Source organism: Streptomyces sp. HNM0575 (assembly GCF_012726265.1).
Lineage (GTDB): Bacteria > Actinomycetota > Actinomycetes > Streptomycetales > Streptomycetaceae > Streptomyces.
Genome location: NZ_JAASAG010000007.1, coordinates 103463 through 119785 on the forward strand (window position 1 = coordinate 103463; position 16323 = coordinate 119785).

14 protein-coding genes are annotated in these 16323 nt (G+C 71.6%); 7 read left to right on the forward strand and 7 right to left on the reverse strand.

Translation table 11 applies throughout. From position 1 onward, the window contains the following. The first annotated feature begins 217 nt into the window (after nt 1-217). From HCC61_RS17935 to HCC61_RS17950, 4 genes are all read left to right on the forward strand, one after another. Nucleotides 218-1051 carry a lysophospholipid acyltransferase family protein gene (locus HCC61_RS17935; protein WP_240969088.1) on the forward strand — a complete coding sequence of 278 codons (834 nt, stop codon included), beginning with the start codon at nt 218-220 and terminating at the stop codon, nt 1049-1051. Between the two features lie 195 nt (nt 1052-1246). Then, nucleotides 1247-2635 (forward strand): DUF5931 domain-containing protein, encoded by a 1389-nt coding sequence (locus tag HCC61_RS17940; RefSeq protein ID WP_169136504.1) that lies wholly within the window; start codon nt 1247-1249, stop codon nt 2633-2635. A gap of 169 nt (nt 2636-2804) precedes the next feature. Beyond that, nucleotides 2805-3452 (forward strand): response regulator transcription factor, encoded by a 648-nt coding sequence (locus tag HCC61_RS17945; RefSeq protein WP_169136974.1) that lies wholly within the window; start codon nt 2805-2807, stop codon nt 3450-3452. Between the two features lie 184 nt (nt 3453-3636). Then, entirely contained in the window at nt 3637-4665 is a 1029-nt protein-coding gene (locus HCC61_RS17950) for a 6-phosphofructokinase (protein ID WP_169136505.1), read from the forward strand. A gap of 123 nt (nt 4666-4788) precedes the next feature. On the opposite strand, the gene HCC61_RS17955 is transcribed toward HCC61_RS17950, so the two are convergent. Further along, nucleotides 4789-6873 carry an anthranilate synthase family protein gene (locus HCC61_RS17955; protein WP_169136506.1) on the reverse strand — a complete coding sequence of 695 codons (2085 nt, stop codon included), beginning with the start codon at nt 6871-6873 and terminating at the stop codon, nt 4789-4791. Nucleotides 6874-7179: 306 nt separating this feature from the next. On the opposite strand from HCC61_RS17955, the gene HCC61_RS17960 reads away from it, so the two are divergent. Then, nucleotides 7180-8529, forward strand: coding sequence for a 3-deoxy-7-phosphoheptulonate synthase class II (locus tag HCC61_RS17960; RefSeq protein ID WP_169136507.1), 1350 nt, complete (start codon nt 7180-7182; stop codon nt 8527-8529). 164 nt (nt 8530-8693) lie between these two features. Continuing rightward, nucleotides 8694-8936, forward strand: a complete 243-nt coding sequence (locus HCC61_RS17965) for a (2Fe-2S)-binding protein (RefSeq protein ID WP_169136508.1) — start codon at nt 8694-8696, stop codon at nt 8934-8936. A 43-nt stretch (nt 8937-8979) separates the two neighbouring features. On the opposite strand, the gene bfr is transcribed toward HCC61_RS17965, so the two are convergent. After that, nucleotides 8980-9468, reverse strand: coding sequence for a bacterioferritin (gene bfr, locus HCC61_RS17970; RefSeq protein ID WP_169136509.1), 489 nt, complete (start codon nt 9466-9468; stop codon nt 8980-8982). Nucleotides 9469-9661: 193 nt separating this feature from the next. Between bfr and HCC61_RS17975 the strand changes: the two genes are divergently transcribed. Continuing rightward, the gene (locus tag HCC61_RS17975) at nt 9662-10285 is read left to right on the forward strand and encodes a sulfite oxidase-like oxidoreductase (protein WP_169136510.1); all 624 of its coding nucleotides are present in this window, start codon (nt 9662-9664) and stop codon (nt 10283-10285) included. Between the two features lie 66 nt (nt 10286-10351). On the opposite strand, the gene HCC61_RS17980 is transcribed toward HCC61_RS17975, so the two are convergent. The 5 genes from HCC61_RS17980 to HCC61_RS18000 form a co-directional block, all read right to left on the reverse strand. After that, nucleotides 10352-10876, reverse strand: coding sequence for a DUF4396 domain-containing protein (locus tag HCC61_RS17980; RefSeq protein ID WP_169136511.1), 525 nt, complete (start codon nt 10874-10876; stop codon nt 10352-10354). Nucleotides 10877-10878: 2 nt separating this feature from the next. Beyond that, on the reverse strand, nt 10879-11754 hold the full coding sequence (locus tag HCC61_RS17985) for a deoxyribonuclease IV (protein ID WP_169136512.1): 876 nt from the start codon (nt 11752-11754) through the stop codon (nt 10879-10881). Between the two features lie 4 nt (nt 11755-11758). Beyond that, nucleotides 11759-12544, reverse strand: a complete 786-nt coding sequence (locus HCC61_RS17990; protein ID WP_169136513.1) for a transglycosylase SLT domain-containing protein — start codon at nt 12542-12544, stop codon at nt 11759-11761. A 358-nt stretch (nt 12545-12902) separates the two neighbouring features. Then, complete coding sequence (pknB, locus tag HCC61_RS17995; RefSeq protein WP_169136514.1) at nt 12903-14972, reverse strand: Stk1 family PASTA domain-containing Ser/Thr kinase; 2070 nt, start codon at nt 14970-14972, stop codon at nt 12903-12905. Between the two features lie 400 nt (nt 14973-15372). Continuing rightward, nucleotides 15373-16320, reverse strand: a complete 948-nt coding sequence (locus HCC61_RS18000; protein WP_169136515.1) for a thiazole synthase — start codon at nt 16318-16320, stop codon at nt 15373-15375. Nucleotides 16321-16323 lie beyond the last annotated feature (3 nt).

The following is a 16323-nucleotide window of genomic DNA, read 5'->3' on the forward strand; positions in this document are numbered from 1 at the left end:
GCTGCCGGTGGTTCGGTTGCTTCGGGTGCCGACTGCGCTCGGGGTCCGCTCGCAAGCAGCCGGTGTGCGGGCGTACGAGCGGGCGAGTGCCAGCCTACGCGTGGGGGCCGGACGCCGGGTAGTTCAGCACTGCCCTACGCGGCAGCGCTCCTTCCGCGACGGCGAGATAGGGTCGCCGTGTCGGGAACAGGAGGTCCTCGGGTTGTTCTACGGAGCGATGAAACTGTCGGTGGGCAACGGGCTCAAGCTTGCCTTCCGGCCCTGGGTCGAGGGGCTCGAGCACGTTCCCGCCGAGGGGCCGGCCATCCTCGCCAGCAACCATCTGTCGTTCTCCGACTCCTTCTTCCTGCCCGCGGTGCTCGACCGCAAGGTCACCTTCATCGCCAAGGCCGAGTACTTCACGTCGCCCGGTGTGAAGGGCAAGCTCACGGCCGCCTTCTTCAAGGGCGTGGGGCAGCTGCCGGTGGACCGGTCCGGTGCACGCGGCGCGGGAGAGGCCGCGATCCGCAGCGGGCTCGAAGTCCTCGCGAACGGCGAGCTGTTCGGCATCTACCCGGAGGGCACGCGCTCGCCCGACGGCCGCCTCTACCGCGGCAAGCCCGGCGGGCTGGCGCGGGTCGCGCTGCGCTCGGGAGCGCCCGTGCTGCCCGTGGCGATGGTCGACACCGAGAAGATCCAGCCGCCCGGGCAGGTCATGCCCAAGCTGATGCGCCCGGGCATCAGGATCGGCGAGCCGATGGACTTCAGCCGCTATCAAGGCATGGAGAACGACCGCTTCATCCAGCGGGCCCTCACCGACGAGGTCATGTACGAGATCATGCGCCTCTCCGGCCAGGAGTACGTCGACATGTACGCCACCGCCGCCAAGCGCCAGCTCGCCGAGGAGGCCAAGCGGCAGACCGAGGCGGAGCGGACCGTGAAGGAAGCGGAACGGGAGGCCGGGAAGGCCCGGCAGGGGGACCAGGGCGCGGTGCGTCCCGGGGGCGCCGGGCCCGCGGGCAGGCTCGCGGCGGTCAGGCGCAAGTGGAACGAGCGTGACCGCGCGGCGTAGACGCGAGCACGCGGCAGCACGAGGACCTGTGCACATACGGGCAAGCGCGGAGGGCCCCGCACGGGGACGCACACACGGGCACGGGCACAAGCGCGGACACGGGGACAAGCGCGGACACGGGCAGAAGCGCACACACGGACACATGCAGACAGGCGCAGCGCAGGCGGCGCGGGGCGAGGGGGCGGGCCGGTACAGATGGTCCTGAGACAGTCCGTTGAACGGCCGTTGTGGCGGGCGCTGACCGGCTACCGGCTGCTGGGGCTCGGCTATGCGATCGCCGTCTTCGTGTGGGCGTACGACCGTCTCGCGCATCCCGTGCCGGGCGCGATCTACCTCGGCGTGCTGACGGTGTGGACGCTGGCCACGGTCCCCCACGTCCTCTCCGCGCGGCGCTGCACGAAGCGCTTCCTCACCGTCGACATCGCCCTCGCCGTCGCGGGCATCCTCGGCTCCCTCTACGTCGACGCCGCCGGGAGGATCGGGCCCACCCTCCCGACCATCTGGGTCGCGGGGCCCGTGCTCGCGTTCGCGGTCAAGGGCGGCTGGCGCTGGGGGGCGGTGGCCGCGACCGTCGTCGGCATCGCCAACATCATCGAACGGGGCGCGATCACCCGGCCCACGCTGCACAACGTGCTGCTGGTGTGCGTGGCGAGCATCGGCATCGGCTACGTCATCGAGGTGGCCAGGGCCAGCGAACGCACCCTGGAGCACGCCCTCCAGATCGAGGCGGCCACCCGCGAGCGGGAGCGGCTGGCCCGGGACATACACGACAGCGTGCTCCAGGTACTGGCCATGGTGCAGCGCCGGGGCAACGAGATCGGCGGCGAGGCGGCGGAGCTCGGCCGCATGGCGGGGGAGCAGGAGGTGGCGCTGCGCAGCCTCGTATCGCGCGAGACGGACGGGCTGCGGAGGTCCGGGGAAGCCGGTGCCGCCACGGGCATTCCGGGAGCGGCCCAGGCTGTGACGGCGCGGCCGCCCTCGGCGCCGGAGGGGGCCACGGGCACAGTTGCGGGCGCAGGTACGGCCGCAGGTACCGGCCCCGGCTCGGGTGCGGGTTCGGGCGGAGCCGCGGGCGCGGGCGGAATCACCGACGCGGGAGCGGGCGTGCGCGCGGGCAGGACCGCGCGCGGCAGGCCGAACGGCCGCGAAGCGCCAGCCGCTGCCGCCGAGTGCGATCTGCGCGCCCTGCTCTCGCCGTACTCCGGTTCCCGTGTGACCTTCGTGGAGCCGGGCGCGCCCGTTCCGCTGCCCGCGCAGGCGGCGAACGAGGTGGCCGCGGCCGTAAGCGCCGCCCTGGACAATGTGCGGCAGCACGCGGGCGGACCGGAGGGCGAGGAGGCGCAGGCGTGGATCCTGCTGGAGGACGAGCCGGACGCCGTGCTGGTCACGGTCCGCGACGACGGCCCGGGACTTGAGGAGGGACGGCTCGCGGACGCGGAGGCCGAAGGCAGGATGGGAGTCGCGCTCTCGATACGGGGCCGGCTGCGGGACCTCGGTGGCAGCGCCGAGCTGGTCTCGGTGCACGGCCAGGGCACGGAGGTCGAGCTGCGGGTGCCGAAGTCGCCCCGGGGGCGCGGGAAATGACGGAGAAGGGTCGGGGGCGATGACGAACACCGAGGGCAGCCAGGAAGACACCCTGAAGGGTCCGGAAGGCACCCTGAAGAGAACTCCGGAGGTCACCCCGGACGAGACGCGGAAGGACACGGGGGCCGCGGGCGCGGGATCCGACGCGCGGCAGCGGCCCGTGAAGGTGATGGTCGTCGACGACCATCCGATGTGGCGGGACGCGGTGGCGCGCGACCTGGGCGAGGCCGGCTTCGACGTGGTGGCCACCGCGGGCGACGGCCCCCAGGCCGTACGCCGTGCCAGAGCCGCCTCGCCCGACGTGCTGGTGCTGGACCTCAACCTGCCGGGCCTGCCCGGTGTCGAGGTGTGCCGCAGCCTCGTCGGCACCGGCTCCGGCCTGCGCGTGCTGGTGCTCTCGGCGAGCGGCGAGCACGCCGACGTGCTGGAGGCGGTGAAGTCGGGGGCCACCGGCTATCTCGTGAAGTCGGCGAGCATGGAGGAGCTCCAGGACGCGGTCCGCCGTACGGCCCTGGGCGATCCGGTCTTCACGCCGGGCCTGGCGGGCCTCGTGCTCGGCGAGTACCGCAGGCTCGCCTCGGACCCCGCGCCCGCAGCCGGCTCCGACGAGCCCGCGGCACCGCGGCTGACGGAGCGGGAGACCGAGGTGCTGCGCCTCGTCGCGAAGGGCCTGAGCTACCGGCAGATCGCCGAGCGGCTCGTCATCTCCCACCGCACGGTGCAGAACCACGTGCAGAACACGCTGGGCAAGCTCCAGCTGCACAACCGCGTAGAGCTGGTGCGGTACGCGATCCAGCGCGGCCTGGACGCGGAGTGATCCCCGCGGCGGGGAGCGCGACCGGGCAGCCGCCGGGCCGTCGGGGCCGCCTCCCGTCCCGTAACTGATCGGAAAACCTCTCCGCGCCCTGCCCCTCGTGATGTGGATCACCGCTAGCGTGGCGGCAGTTGCGTACAGGCCGCGCGGCACGACGCACGCGCGGCGATGTGAGAAGGGAGATCCCATGCGGGTCGGAGTGCTGACCGGTGGCGGCGACTGCCCCGGACTCAACGCGGTGATGAGGGCCGTCGTCCGTAAGGGCGTCCAGCGGTACGACTACGACTTCGTCGGGTTCAGGGACGGCTGGCGCGGGCCGCTGGAAGGCGACACGGTCCAGCTGGACATTCCCGCTGTGCGTGGCACGCTGCCCCGCGGCGGCACGATTCTTGGCTCGTCGCGTACGAATCCGTTCAAGGAGGAGAACGGCGTACGCCGCATCCAGGAGAACCTCGTCAAGCACGACGTCGACGCACTCATCGCGATCGGCGGGGAGGACACCCTCGGTGTCGCCGCCCGGCTCACCGACGAGTTCGGCGTCAAGGCCGTCGGCGTGCCCAAGACGATCGACAACGATCTCTCGGCCACCGACTACACCTTCGGCTTCGACACCGCGGTCAACGTCGCCACCGACGCCATCGACCGGCTCCACACCACCGCCGAGTCGCACATGCGCGTCCTCGTCGTGGAGGTCATGGGGCGGCACGCGGGCTGGATCGCCCTGCACTCCGGCCTGGCGGGCGGCGCCAACTGCATCCTCATCCCCGAGCGCCGCTTCAACGTCGACGAAGTCTGCGGCTACGTCCAGTCCCGCTTCAAGGCGAGCTACGCACCGATCGTCGTCGTCGCGGAGGGCGCCATGCCCAGCGACGGCGAGATGGTGCTGAAGGACGACTCGCACGACTCGTTCGGGCACGTGCGGCTGTCGGGCGTCGGCGAGTGGCTGGCGAAGGAGATCGAGAAGCGCACCGGCAAGGAGGCCCGTACGACGGTCCTCGGGCACATCCAGCGCGGCGGCACGCCCACGCCGTTCGACCGCTGGCTGGCCACCCGTTTCGGGTTGCACGCGATCGACGCCGTACGGGACCAGGACTGGGGGAAGATGGTCGCCCTCCAGGGCACGAAGATCGTCAGGGTGCCGATCTCGGAGGCGACTTCGAAGCTGAAGACGGTCGATCCGGAGCTGTACGAGGAGGCCGAGGTCTTCTTCGGCTGAGCGCTCGGCCGGCGGCGGTGCCGTTTCCACCGTCTCCACCGCCGGCCCGCCCAGCCCGTGAGGAGGGGTGCACACAGCGCGTGTGCACCCCTCCTCACATTGGTCCTGCCGCGCTCGCGCGGGTCAGCGCGGCTCGCCCGCGCCGCGCCGGGCGCCCGCCCCCGCCGCCGCCTCCAGCATCTCCGCCACGATCCCCGGGCCGTTCAGCGTCAGCACGGACTCCGGGTGGAACTGCACGCTCGCGAACCCCTCGCCCCGCAGCGAGTGCACCTCGCCGGTCACCGGGTCGCGGTCGGCCTCGACACGGCCCGGTAGGCGAGCCCCGCCCGCCCGGCCTTCCTCCTCCCGACCGCAGCGCACCGCATACGAGTTGTAGAGCCCCACGGTCTCCTCCCGCCCGAAGACGCCGACCGTCTCCTGCGCGCCCTGGCACGGCGGTGACTTGCGTACGATCTCCAACCCCAGCTCGACCGCGAGCAGTTGATGCCCCAGGCACACCCCGAGCAGCCCGTGCCGGTGCTCCCGCAGCAGTTCCGCCGCCAGGTCCCGCAGCACGCGGATCTTCGGGTCGGCGAGGTCGCGCGGGTCGCCCGGACCCGGACCGAGCACGACGGGGCCGCCGTGCGCGAGCGCCGCCTCCCGCAGCCCCGGCTCGTCGAAGCGCCGCACCTCCACCCATGCGCCGGTGGCCCGCAGCAAGTGGGCGAGCATCGATGTGAAGGTGTCCTCGCCGTCCACCATCAGCACGTCCCCGGTTCCGGGCCGCGGCCCCCGCTCAGGACGCTCGCTGCCGCCGCCGGTCTGCATCCGGAGCCAGAACGGCGCCAGGTCCGCGCGGCGTGCCGCGAGCGCCGCCCTTACCCGTGGATCGTCGGCGAGCGGGACCGCCGGCGCCGCCCGCCTCCGGTGCGCGGGTGCCTCCCGCACGCCCAGCGCCGTCAGCACGCCCGCGGCCTTCGCGTGCGTCTCGGCCACCTCGCTCGCCGGCTGCGAGGCCCTGACCAGCGTGGCCCCGACGGGTACGCGCAGCAGGCCGCTCGCCGCGTCCACGTCGGCGGTCCTGATGAGGATGGGCGAGTCGAGGGTCTGCGCGCCTCCGGCGTCCCGGCCGACCAGGGCGAGCGCGCCCGCGTAGTAGCCGCGGCCGCCGGGCTCGTGGCGCTCGATGACGCGGCAGGCGTTCTCGACGGGCGAGCCGGTGACCGTCGCCGCGAACATCGTCTCCCGCAGCACCTCGCGCACGTCCAGGGTGCTGCGCCCGCGCAACTCGTACTCGGTGTGCGCGAGATGAGCCATCTCCTTCAGCCGCGGGCCGACCACGACGCCGCCCATGTCGCCGACGGTGCACATCATCTTCAGCTCTTCGTCCACGACCATGGACAGCTCCTCGCTCTCCTTGCGGTCGGCGAGGAAGTCCAGCAGCCCCTCGGCGGAGGGGCCACCGGGCGGATAGCGGTACGTGCCGCTGATGGGGTTCATCACGACCGTGCCGCCCGACATCCGCACGTGCACCTCGGGGCTCGCCCCCGCCAGCACCCGCTCGCCGGTGTGCACGACGAAGGTCCAGTACGCGCCCCGCTCGCCGCTCAGCAGCCTCCCGAAGAGCGCCAGCGCGTCCGCGCGCGAGAAGCCCGGGATCCGGCCCTCGAAGGTGCGCCGCACCACGAAGTCGGCGCCCTCGCCCGTGCCGATCTCGTCCTCTACGACGCGGCGCACGGTACGGGCGTACTCCTTGTCGGAGACGTCGAAGGCCCCGTCCTCGACGTTCACCCGGTGCGCGGGCAGCGCCGCGGCGACGTCCGCCAGCGGCAGCTCGTACACCTCGCGCGGCAGCAGCACGGCCAGCGGCGTCCCGTCGTCCCGCACGCGGAAGCCCCGCTCGCGGATCTGCCGGAAGGGCACGAGCGCGAGGGCGCCGTACCCGGGCCGCGGGCCGCCGTCCGGGATGTCCGCGAGCCGTTCCGCCTCGTGTACGGGCCCGGTCAGCACCTCGACGGTGTCGTGCGGGCGGCCCGGGGTGCGGCGGCGCAGCAGCGCGAAGGGCGGGGCGTCGTCGCGCAGCAGCCGCCCGACGATCTCGGACGCGGGCGGAGGCGCATACGCGTCCCGGTCCGCGTCCGCGTCCGCGTCGGCGGGCGGTGCGGGAGCGTACGGGCCGGAAGCGGAGCGGGACTGCTGCGGCCGCCGTGGCGGTCGGTGCTGGGACATCGGACGGTCCTTCCTCGGAGAGCGCCGGTCACGCGCGGAGGAACGGCCGTGCGGACACACACCGAAGGCCGCCCCTCGGGCGGCCTTCGCGTCTGTCGCTGTCTCGTGATGCGCGCGCAGTCAGTGGGCCGCCGGATGAGCGGTCCACCACCAGTCGTTCTGCTGTGCCGCTGCCGGGAGCGGCGGCACGAAGGTCTGCGCGAACATGGCGGGGAGCCTACCTCAGCGGTGGCCGCGAGGGTGGTTTCCGTCTCAGCACCCGGTCAGGGCGGGGGACGCCGCGCGTGACCCCGTAACCTGGGGCGCGTGAGTGCGAACGCCAACCCCGACGCCGGTGCCCGCACCTGGCGAGACCTTCCCGCGGCGCAGCAGCCCGAGTGGCCGGACCGTGAGGCTCTGCGCGAGACCGTCGCCGAGCTCGAGTCGTATCCGCCGCTCGTCTTCGCCGGCGAGTGCGACCAGCTGCGGTCCCGGCTGGGTGCCGTCGCGCGCGGCGAGGCGTTCCTCCTTCAGGGCGGCGACTGCGCCGAGGCGTTCGACCAGGTCAGCGCCGAGCACATCCGCAACAAGCTGAAGACGCTGCTTCAGATGGGCGCCGTGCTGACGTACGCCGGGTCGGTCCCGGTCGTCAAGGTCGGCCGCATCGCGGGGCAGTACAGCAAGCCGCGCTCCAAGCCGACGGAGACCAGGGACGGGGTGACCCTCCCGACGTACCGCGGCGACTCGGTCAACGGCTTCGAGTTCACCGAGGCCGCCCGTACGCCCGACCCGCAGCGCCTGAAGCGGATGTACCAGGCGTCGGCCTCCACGCTGAACCTCGTGCGGGCCTTCACCACCGGCGGCTACGCAGACCTGCGCCAAGTGCACGCCTGGAACCAGGACTTCGTGAAGCGTTCCCCCTCCGGGCAGCGTTACGAGGCGCTGGCCCGCGAGATCGACCAGGCGCTGAAGTTCATGCACGCGTGCGGCACCGACCCCGAAGAGCTGAAGACCGTCGAGTTCTACGCCTCGCACGAGGCGCTGCTGCTGGACTACGAGTCGGCCATGACCCGTACGGACTCGCGCAGCGGCAAGTTGTACGACGTATCGGGGCACATGGTCTGGATCGGCGAGCGCACCCGCCAACTGGACGGCGCCCACATCGAGTTCGCCTCGCAGGTGCGCAACCCGATCGGTGTGAAGCTGGGCCCGTCCACGACGCCGGAAGAGGCCCTCACGCTGATCGACAAGCTCGACCCGGACCGCGAGCCGGGCCGGCTCACCTTCATCACGCGCATGGGAGCAGGCACCGTACGGGACCGGCTGCCCACGCTCGTGGAGAAGGTCAGCGCCTCGGGCGCCCAGGTCGTGTGGGTCTGCGACCCGATGCACGGCAACACCTTCGAGGCCGCGAGCGGTCACAAGACCCGGCGGTTCGACGACGTGCTCGACGAGGTCAAGGGCTTCTTCGAGGTGCACAAGGGCGCGGGCACCCATCCGGGCGGAATCCACGTCGAGTTGACGGGCGACGACGTCACGGAGTGCGTGGGCGGTGGCGACGAGATCTTCGTCGGCGACCTGCACCAGCGCTACGAGACGGCCTGCGACCCGCGTCTCAACCGCAGCCAGTCGCTCGATCTGGCCTTCCTGGTCGCGGAGATGTACCGCGACCAGTAGGCCGCGCCGGAGCAACACACGGCAGCGCACACAGAAGTGGGGCCCGCATCACATCGATGCGGGCCCCACTCCTGTGCGGTGGACAGACGGCCGCAGGTAAGGTTAGCTTAACCAAGGTTAGGTTTACCTCATCAGTCCTGCGATCCCGGCCTAGGAGGATCCGCGTGTACGTCTGCTCCTGCTTCGGCGTCACGGACCGGCAGGTCCGTGAGCACCAGGAGGCCGGCGCCTGCACACCGCGCCAGATCGCGTCGGTGAGCAAGGCCGGTACGGACTGCGGCTCCTGCGTGCGGCGGATTCAGGGACTTCTCGGACGGGCCGCATGCCCGGGGCGCGGGCCCGCGGCGGTCGTCGAGGAGCAGGCATCGGCGCCTGCGTCGGCGCCCTCGGTGGCCGAAGCCGCCTGACCCCGCGGCTTCGCCGGCCGGTTCGGCCCGGCCGGTCCCGGCGTCAGCTCTCCGCCGGCGCCTCCTGCTCCACCAGCTGCGCGATGTAGAGCGGCTCACCGAGCTTCTCGACCAGTTCCAGCTGGGTGTCCAGGTAGTCGATGTGGTGTTCCTCGTCGGCGAGGATGTCCTCGAAGATGTTCGCCGAGGTGATGTCTCCCTTGGCGCGCATGACCTCCACCCCGCGCCGCAGCCTGTCGATGGCCTCGACCTCGATCTGCCGGTCCACGGTGAACATCTCGGTCAGCGACTGTCCGACGTTCACGTGGAACAGCCGCTGGTAGTTGGGGAGTCCTTCGAGAAACAGAATGCGGTCGGTGAGCCGTTCGGCGTGACGCATCTCGTCGAAGGACTCCGCACGGGTGTAGCGGGCGAGCTTCGGCCAGCCGAAGTGCTCCTGCATCTTCGCGTGCAGGAAGTACTGGTTGATGGCGGTCAGCTCGGCCGTCAGCTGCTCGTTGAGGAACTCGATGACCTCGGGATCACCCTGCATGACTGCGGGCTCCTTCCAGGACAGAAAAAGTGCCAGGTGCGTGCGTGCGCGCGCATCTTCGCACCGCCTCGTCGGCCGGTCCAGTAAGCGAAGGCTTACCGAAATGGGCCGAATTGGCGAGCGAAGAGCGTGCGGCCACCGTGACGCCGGGGTGCCGGCAAGCGGTCTCGGAGGGGTCTGTCACCATGGAGGGATGGGTCGGCCGGAGAGTCCTGGAGGGGAGCAGCAACCGCTTCCGCCAGGGCAGCGGCTCCAGCGTGGCTGGCCTGTCACGCACTACGGACCGGTGCCGAGGTTCAAGCCCGAGCGGTGGGATTTCCGGGTCTTCGGGGCGACCGCCGACGGCGACAAGCACTCCTGGAATCACGAGGAGTTCACGGCGCTGCCGTACGAGACGGTCACCGGCGATCTGCACTGCGTCACCAAGTTCAGCATGCTGGGCGCCGAATGGGGCGGGGTGCTCGCCCGTACGGTCCTGGAGCTGGCGCCTCCCGCCGGCGACGTCACGCACGTCATGGTCTGGGCCGAGTACGGGTTCAGCTCGAACCTCCGGTTCGCGGACTTCGCCGCGGAGACGACGCTCTTCGCGACCCATCGCGCCGGTGAACTGCTCACCGCCGAACACGGTTTCCCGCTGCGGCTGGTGGTGCCGCAGCTGTACGCGTGGAAGGGCCCCAAGTGGGTGCGGGGCGTGGAGTACATGACGGCGGACCGCCGTGGCTTCTGGGAGGAGCGCGGCTACCACAACCTCGGGGACCCCTGGAAGGAACAGCGGTACTCCTACCAGGAGGAGCCCGGCATGGGGCCCGAGCTGTAGCCGCGGCCGGCGGCCGGTGCCCGGAGCGGCGGCCGGCGGATGTGCCCTGCGGGGTCGTGGTCGCTCTCAGTGGTAGGGATGCAGCACCGCGTGGCCCCTGCCCCGGCCGATCATCCACCGGTTCACGGGCGTGGTGACGACGAAGGCGATCACGAACGACAGCGCCAGCGAGCCCCAGAAGAGCAGATCCGTCAGTTGCGCGTCGAGCGCGCCGGGGACCAGCGCCACCACCGAGTTGTCCACGGCCTCCATCACCACGATCGAGACGGTGTCGGCGGTGAGCGCGACCTTGACCGCCGCACTCACGCCGAGGCCCGCGCGCAGCACCGCGTACAGCGTGAGGCTGTAGCCGAAGACGAAGGCGAGCGCGATGGCCGTCACCATCGTCGGCAGGTTGTGCCAGGCGAAGGCCGTGCCGATGACCAGGCCGAGGATCTCGCCGAAGGCGCAGCCCGTGAGGCAGTGCAGCGTCGCGCGGGCCGCGGTGCCCCAGCCGCCCGCGTCGTCTGCGCCGCCCGCGCCGTCCGCGCCGTCCGCGTCCGGGGGTCCGCCGCCTTCCGCCGGCCCGTCCGCGCCGCCGTGCTCGTGCATGCTCAGCCCGTGCCTTCCCTCAGCTCCTTCAGCCGCGCCACGTCCGTGGCGTGGCCCTCCTTGCGGCCCGGGGTCTCGATGACGAGCGGGACACCGTCGGTCGAGGGGTGGGTCATCAGATCGGCGAACGGGGCGTCGCCGATGTGGCCGGAGCCGATGTTCGCATGGCGGTCCTTGTGGGCACCGGCGACATCCTTGGAGTCGTTGGCGTGGATGAGCCTGAGCCGCCCGGGGCCCACGATGGCCTCCAGTTCGTCCAGCGTCCGCTTCACCCCTCCCGGCGCCGCGAGGTCGTGCCCGGCGGCGAAGACGTGGCAGGTATCGAGGCAGACGCCGAGCCTGGGATGGCGGCCGAGGATCTCGAAGTACGGTTCGAGGTCCCGTACTTGGGAGCAGAGCGAGGAGCCCTGGCCGGCCGTGGGCTCCAGCAGCAGCCACGGGTCGTCCTCGCGGGTCAGCTCCTTCAGCAGGGGCGCCAGCAGCAGGCCAACCTGAGCGAGGGCCGTCGCCCTGTCCCGGCCGCCGGTGGCCGAGCCGGTGTGGACCACGACGCCGGACGCCCCGATCTCGCGGCCTCTGCGCAGTGAATGGCGCAGTGAGGAAACGGAGTTGTCGGCCGTGGCCTTCGTGTGGGAGCCGAAATTGATGAGATACGGGGCGTGCACGAATACGGGCAGTTCGCGCGCCCCGCACGCGGCCCGGAATTCCTCGTCCTGCCGGGGAGAACCCGAAGTCGTCGCCCAGCCGCGTGGATTGGCGACGAAGACCTGCACGGCCTCCGCGCCGATGTCTTCGGCGTAGGAAATGCCAGTGGCGGCCAGGCCCCCTGCTACGGGGACGTGGCCGCCAATGGGATTGCGGTTTCGCTTGTCCGTCACACCATCAGTATGCCGAGTCGACGTTGTCCATCGAACCGTACTTGTCCGCCGCGTAGTTGCAGGCGGCGACGATGTTGGCGACGGGGTCGGTGATGTTCTTCGAGGTGCCTTCGACGTGGTACGTGTCGAAGGTCGGCTGGATGGTCTGGAGGAGACCCTTGGACGGGGTGCCCTTCTGGGCGTTGATGTCCCAGCCGTTCACGGCGTTCGGGTCGCCGCCGGACTCGCGGATGATGTTCCGCTTGATGCCGTCGTAGGACCCGGGGATGTCGTGCTTCGCCATGATGTCGCGGGCCTCGCGGATCCAGCCGTCGAGGTTCTCGGGGTAGGTCTTGGCCGCGGGGCGCTCGGCGGAGCGGGACGCCTTCGCGGCTGCCTGGGCCTTGCGTTCGGCCTCGGCCTTCTTCGCGGCCTGGGCCTTCTTCTCGGCCTCGGCCTTCTTGGCAGCCTGGACCTTGGCGGTCGCGGCGCGCTTGGCGGCGACGGCCTTCTGCTTGGCCACGGCCTCCTTCTGCGCCGCCACCTTGTCCTTGGCGCGGTGTGCGTCGGAGTCGAGGGTGCCCTGCTTGGCGCCCGCGAGCTCGACCTTCGGGGCCCGGGAATCCTTCGTACTCTCGGCGGCTGCCGTCGAGGCGCTCACCTTCTTGGCTCCGGACTGGCTCTGGTCGCCTGCGTCGGCGGTGCCGGGGAGGATGGTCAGTGCGATGGCCGCGGCGCCCGCGGTGGATATGCCTGCGGCGGTGAGGCGCGCGAACTTGGGGTTGCGGACGTAGCCGGGAATGCTGGGCATTGTGAGCGAACCTTTCAACATTGCGTGCGTCGCAGAGGCCGGAAAAGGCGTCGTACGCCGAGTTCCGAATCCCCGGCGCGTGCGACCGAAGGCAATTGTTAAAGGCTCCGAAAACACAGCCCAAAAGTGTGACGTACTATCCCGGCTCGTTAATCGGGTCTGCGACGAGGGTCGGCGGAAGGCGGGAGCGGCGCCCGTTCACCCTGTGGACCGAGGGTGCGGGTGCGCACTAAGCACCGTCGTAAGTGACATGGGCCCTATGTCCGGAGTCACACGAGGGGCGGCCGTTCTCACTTCAGGTGAGGGCGCGTACGCGGTTCGTCAGGGCGACGCGAGGCCCCGGAGGGGCGGGTCCCGCTCAGCGCAGCCAGATCGTCACGCGGGAACCGCGCGGGGCCTCGTCCCCGCCGCCCGGCGACTGGGAGAAGACCTTGTTGCCGAAGAAGATCCGGCGCACGGCGACCTCGAAGCCCGCCTTCTCCAGCTTCTTGCGGGCCTGCTTGGCCTTCTGGCCCTCCACGTCCGGGACGTCCACCGTGTCCTGGCCCTTGGAGATGGTGAGCGTGACGGTGTCGCCCTCGGCCGCCGAGCTGCCCTCGGCGGGCGACTGGCGGGCGACGCTGCCCTCGTCCTCGTCCGAGAAGACGCGCTCGGAGGCGATGCGGACCTTCAGGCCCTCGTCGCGCAGATCGTCGGCGGCCGAGTCCTCCTCGTCGCCGACGACGTCCGGCACGTCCACGGGTGCGCCCTTGGAGACGGTCAGGGCGACGGGGGAGCCGGGACGGCGCTTGCCGCCCGCGCCCGGCTCGCTGCCGATCACGGAGCCGCGCGCCGTGTCCTCGCTGAACTCCCGCTTCACCACGCCGGTGGTCAGGCCGGCGTCCTTCAGCTTCCGCTTGGCGTCCTCGACGGGCGTGCCCGAGAGGTCGGGCACCTTGACGATCTCCGGGCCCTGCGAGACGACCAGCGTGACCGTGCCGGTCCTGCGGATGCGGTCGCCCGGGTCCGGATCGGACTCGATGACGTGGCCGCGCTCGACGCGTTCGCTGTGGTCGCGGGTGACCTTCACATCGAGCCCCGACTTCCCGAGCACCTGCTTCGCCTCGGACTCGGTCTTGTCCAGCACGGCGGGGGTCTGGGTGAACTGGCCCGAGTTGATGTACCAGACGCCCGTGCCCACCAGCAGCAACAGCATCGCCGTCAGCGCGATCAGGAAGACCCGGCCGCCGCCGGCGCGGCGCCTCGGCGGGCCGCCGCCGTCGCGGGGCGGTGCGGTGTAGCGGGCGGTGCGGTCGATGCCGTCCCCGTCGTAGGCGCTCCCGAAGGCGGCGCCGTGGGCATCCCCGAAGCCGTCCCTGAAGCCGCCCGGCGCGTACTCGTAGGAGCCCGCGGTCGTACGCGGAAGCACGCTCGTGCGCTCCTCCGGACCGGGGCCGGGACCGGTCCCGGCCGCCGAGCGCATCCGCCCCTCGCTGAGTGCCGTGTCCGCCGCGAGGACGTCCGCGAACCCCTCCTCGTCCTTCGATCCCGGCGGCACGGCGTCCAGCTGCGCGGCGGTGAGCCCGGCACGGACGCCACGGGCCTCCGAGAGCATCGCCCCCGCGTCCTGCGGGCGGCCGTCGGCGGCACGCGCCGTGGCCCGCGCGACCAGGGCGTCCAGCTCGGGTGCGAGACCGGGTACGGCGGCCGAGGGCACGGGCATGTCCTCGTGAAGATGCTGGTAGAGCACCTGGGCCGGGGTGCCGCCGGCGTGCGGCTTGTCGCCGGTGAGCATCTCGTAGAGCATCACGCCGCACGCGTAGAGGTCGGTGCGGGTGTCCGCGGTGCCCTGCTCGATCTGCTCCGGGGCGAGATAGGAGACGGTGCCGAGGATGGTGTCCGTGCCCACGGAGGTCTGGGTGTCCACGGCCCGTACGAGGCCGAAGTCGGCGACCTTGACCCGGCCGTCGTCGCCGATCAGCACGTTCTCCGGCTTCATGTCGCGGTGGACCATGCCCGCGTGGTGCGCGGCGCCCAGCGCCGCCAGCATCGGCTCCAGGATGTCGAGGGCGACGCGGGGGCGCAGGGCGCCGCGGTCGCGCAGGACGTCCCTGAGCGTGCATCCGGAGACGTACTCCATGGCCAGATACACATACGTGCCGTCCGTGCCCTGGTCGTAGACGCCGACGACATTGGGGTGTGCGAGCCGGGCGACGGACTTGGCCTCGCGGATGAAGCGGCCGACGAAGGCGCTGTCTCCGGCGAGCGAGGGGTGCATGACCTTCAGGGCGAGCTCGCGGTCGAGGCGGGTGTCGACGGCGCGATAGACGGTCGCCATGCCGCCGACGGCGATGCGCGACTCGACGAGGTAGCGGCCGTCGAGCACCTGGCCGATCGGCGGCGTCTCCCCGGGAGGCCCCGAGGAGGGGTCCTGAAGGCTCGTATCCATCGACGAAGAGTCTACGAGCCATCCCGGTCCGGGAAATCCGTGGTGCGCATCGGAGTGGGGGCGGTGCGGCCGAACGGCGAGCCGGAATCGTCCTGATTGTGCCTTTCAGGACCTAGGTCCGAAGGACTTCAGGAAGGAGCTTCGTAGGCCGTGGAATTCCGGGTCCCGGGCCTCGGCGCCGGATTTCTCCGCCGGGTCCGGTGTTCTCCGACCGCCCCTTCTCCGCGGATCCTCTTTCCCCTTCTTCCCTTCCTTCTTCGGGGTTCCTGTCGCCTTCTCCTGTGTCACCGGCTCCGGGAATTCCCCGCCCGGGACTTTGGTCCCTCGGGCAGGGCAGGGCAGGGCACGGCATGAGCGGGGGCGCCGGTCCGGGGCGTCCGCGGGCCGCCGGGCCGCCCCCTCAGCCGAAGGCCGGGCGCTCCGGATCGAGGTCGGCCACGCCCTCCGCCGGCGAGGACGCCTCGGCGAAGTGGCGGCGCGGAATGCGGCCCGCGCGCCGGGCCATGCGGCCCGCCGTGACCGCGTGCCGCATCGACTCGGCCATCAGCGCCGGTTCCTGCGCCCTGGTCACGGCCGACGCGAGCATCACCGCCTCGCAGCCCAGCTCCATGGCGAGGGCGACGTCCGAGGCCGTACCGGCGCCGGCGTCGAGGATGACCGGGACACCCGCGCGCTCGGTGATCAGCCGGAAGTTGTGCGGATTGCGGATGCCGAGTCCGGATCCGATGGGGGAGCCCAGTGGCATGACGGCCGCGCAGCCGGCCTCCTCCAGTTTCCGTGCCAGTACGGGGTCGTCGTTGGTGTACGGCAGCACCGTGAAGCCCTCGTCTACCAACGTCTCGGCGGCGTCGAGGAGTTCGACGGGATCGGGCAGCAGGGTGCGCTCGTCGGCGATGACTTCGAGCTTCACCCAGTCGGTGCCGAGGGCCTCGCGGGCGAGGCGGGCCGTGAGCACGGCCTCGCCCGCCGTGTAGCAGCCCGCGGTGTTCGGCAGGACGTCGATGCCGTGCTTCTCCAGTACGGACAGCACCGAGCCCTGGACCGTCGGGTCGACCCGGCGCATCGCCACCGTAGTCAGCTCGGTGCCGGACGCCACCAGCGAGCGCTCCATAACGTCGAGGCTGGGCGCACCGCCCGTACCCATGATCAGGCGGGAGCCGAAGGCGCGGCCCGCGATGACGAGCGGGTCCGTGGCGGGGGAGGGCGATGCGCCGGACGCGGCGGTCCCCGGGGCCCGGCCGGAGGCGGGGGACTGAGGGGACTGAAGGGATTGGGAGGCGGACGGCGACGTGTGCCGCTCGGGGTGCGGCACGGCGCCGGCGCCGGTGTGGACCGCGGTGTCTGTCATGGG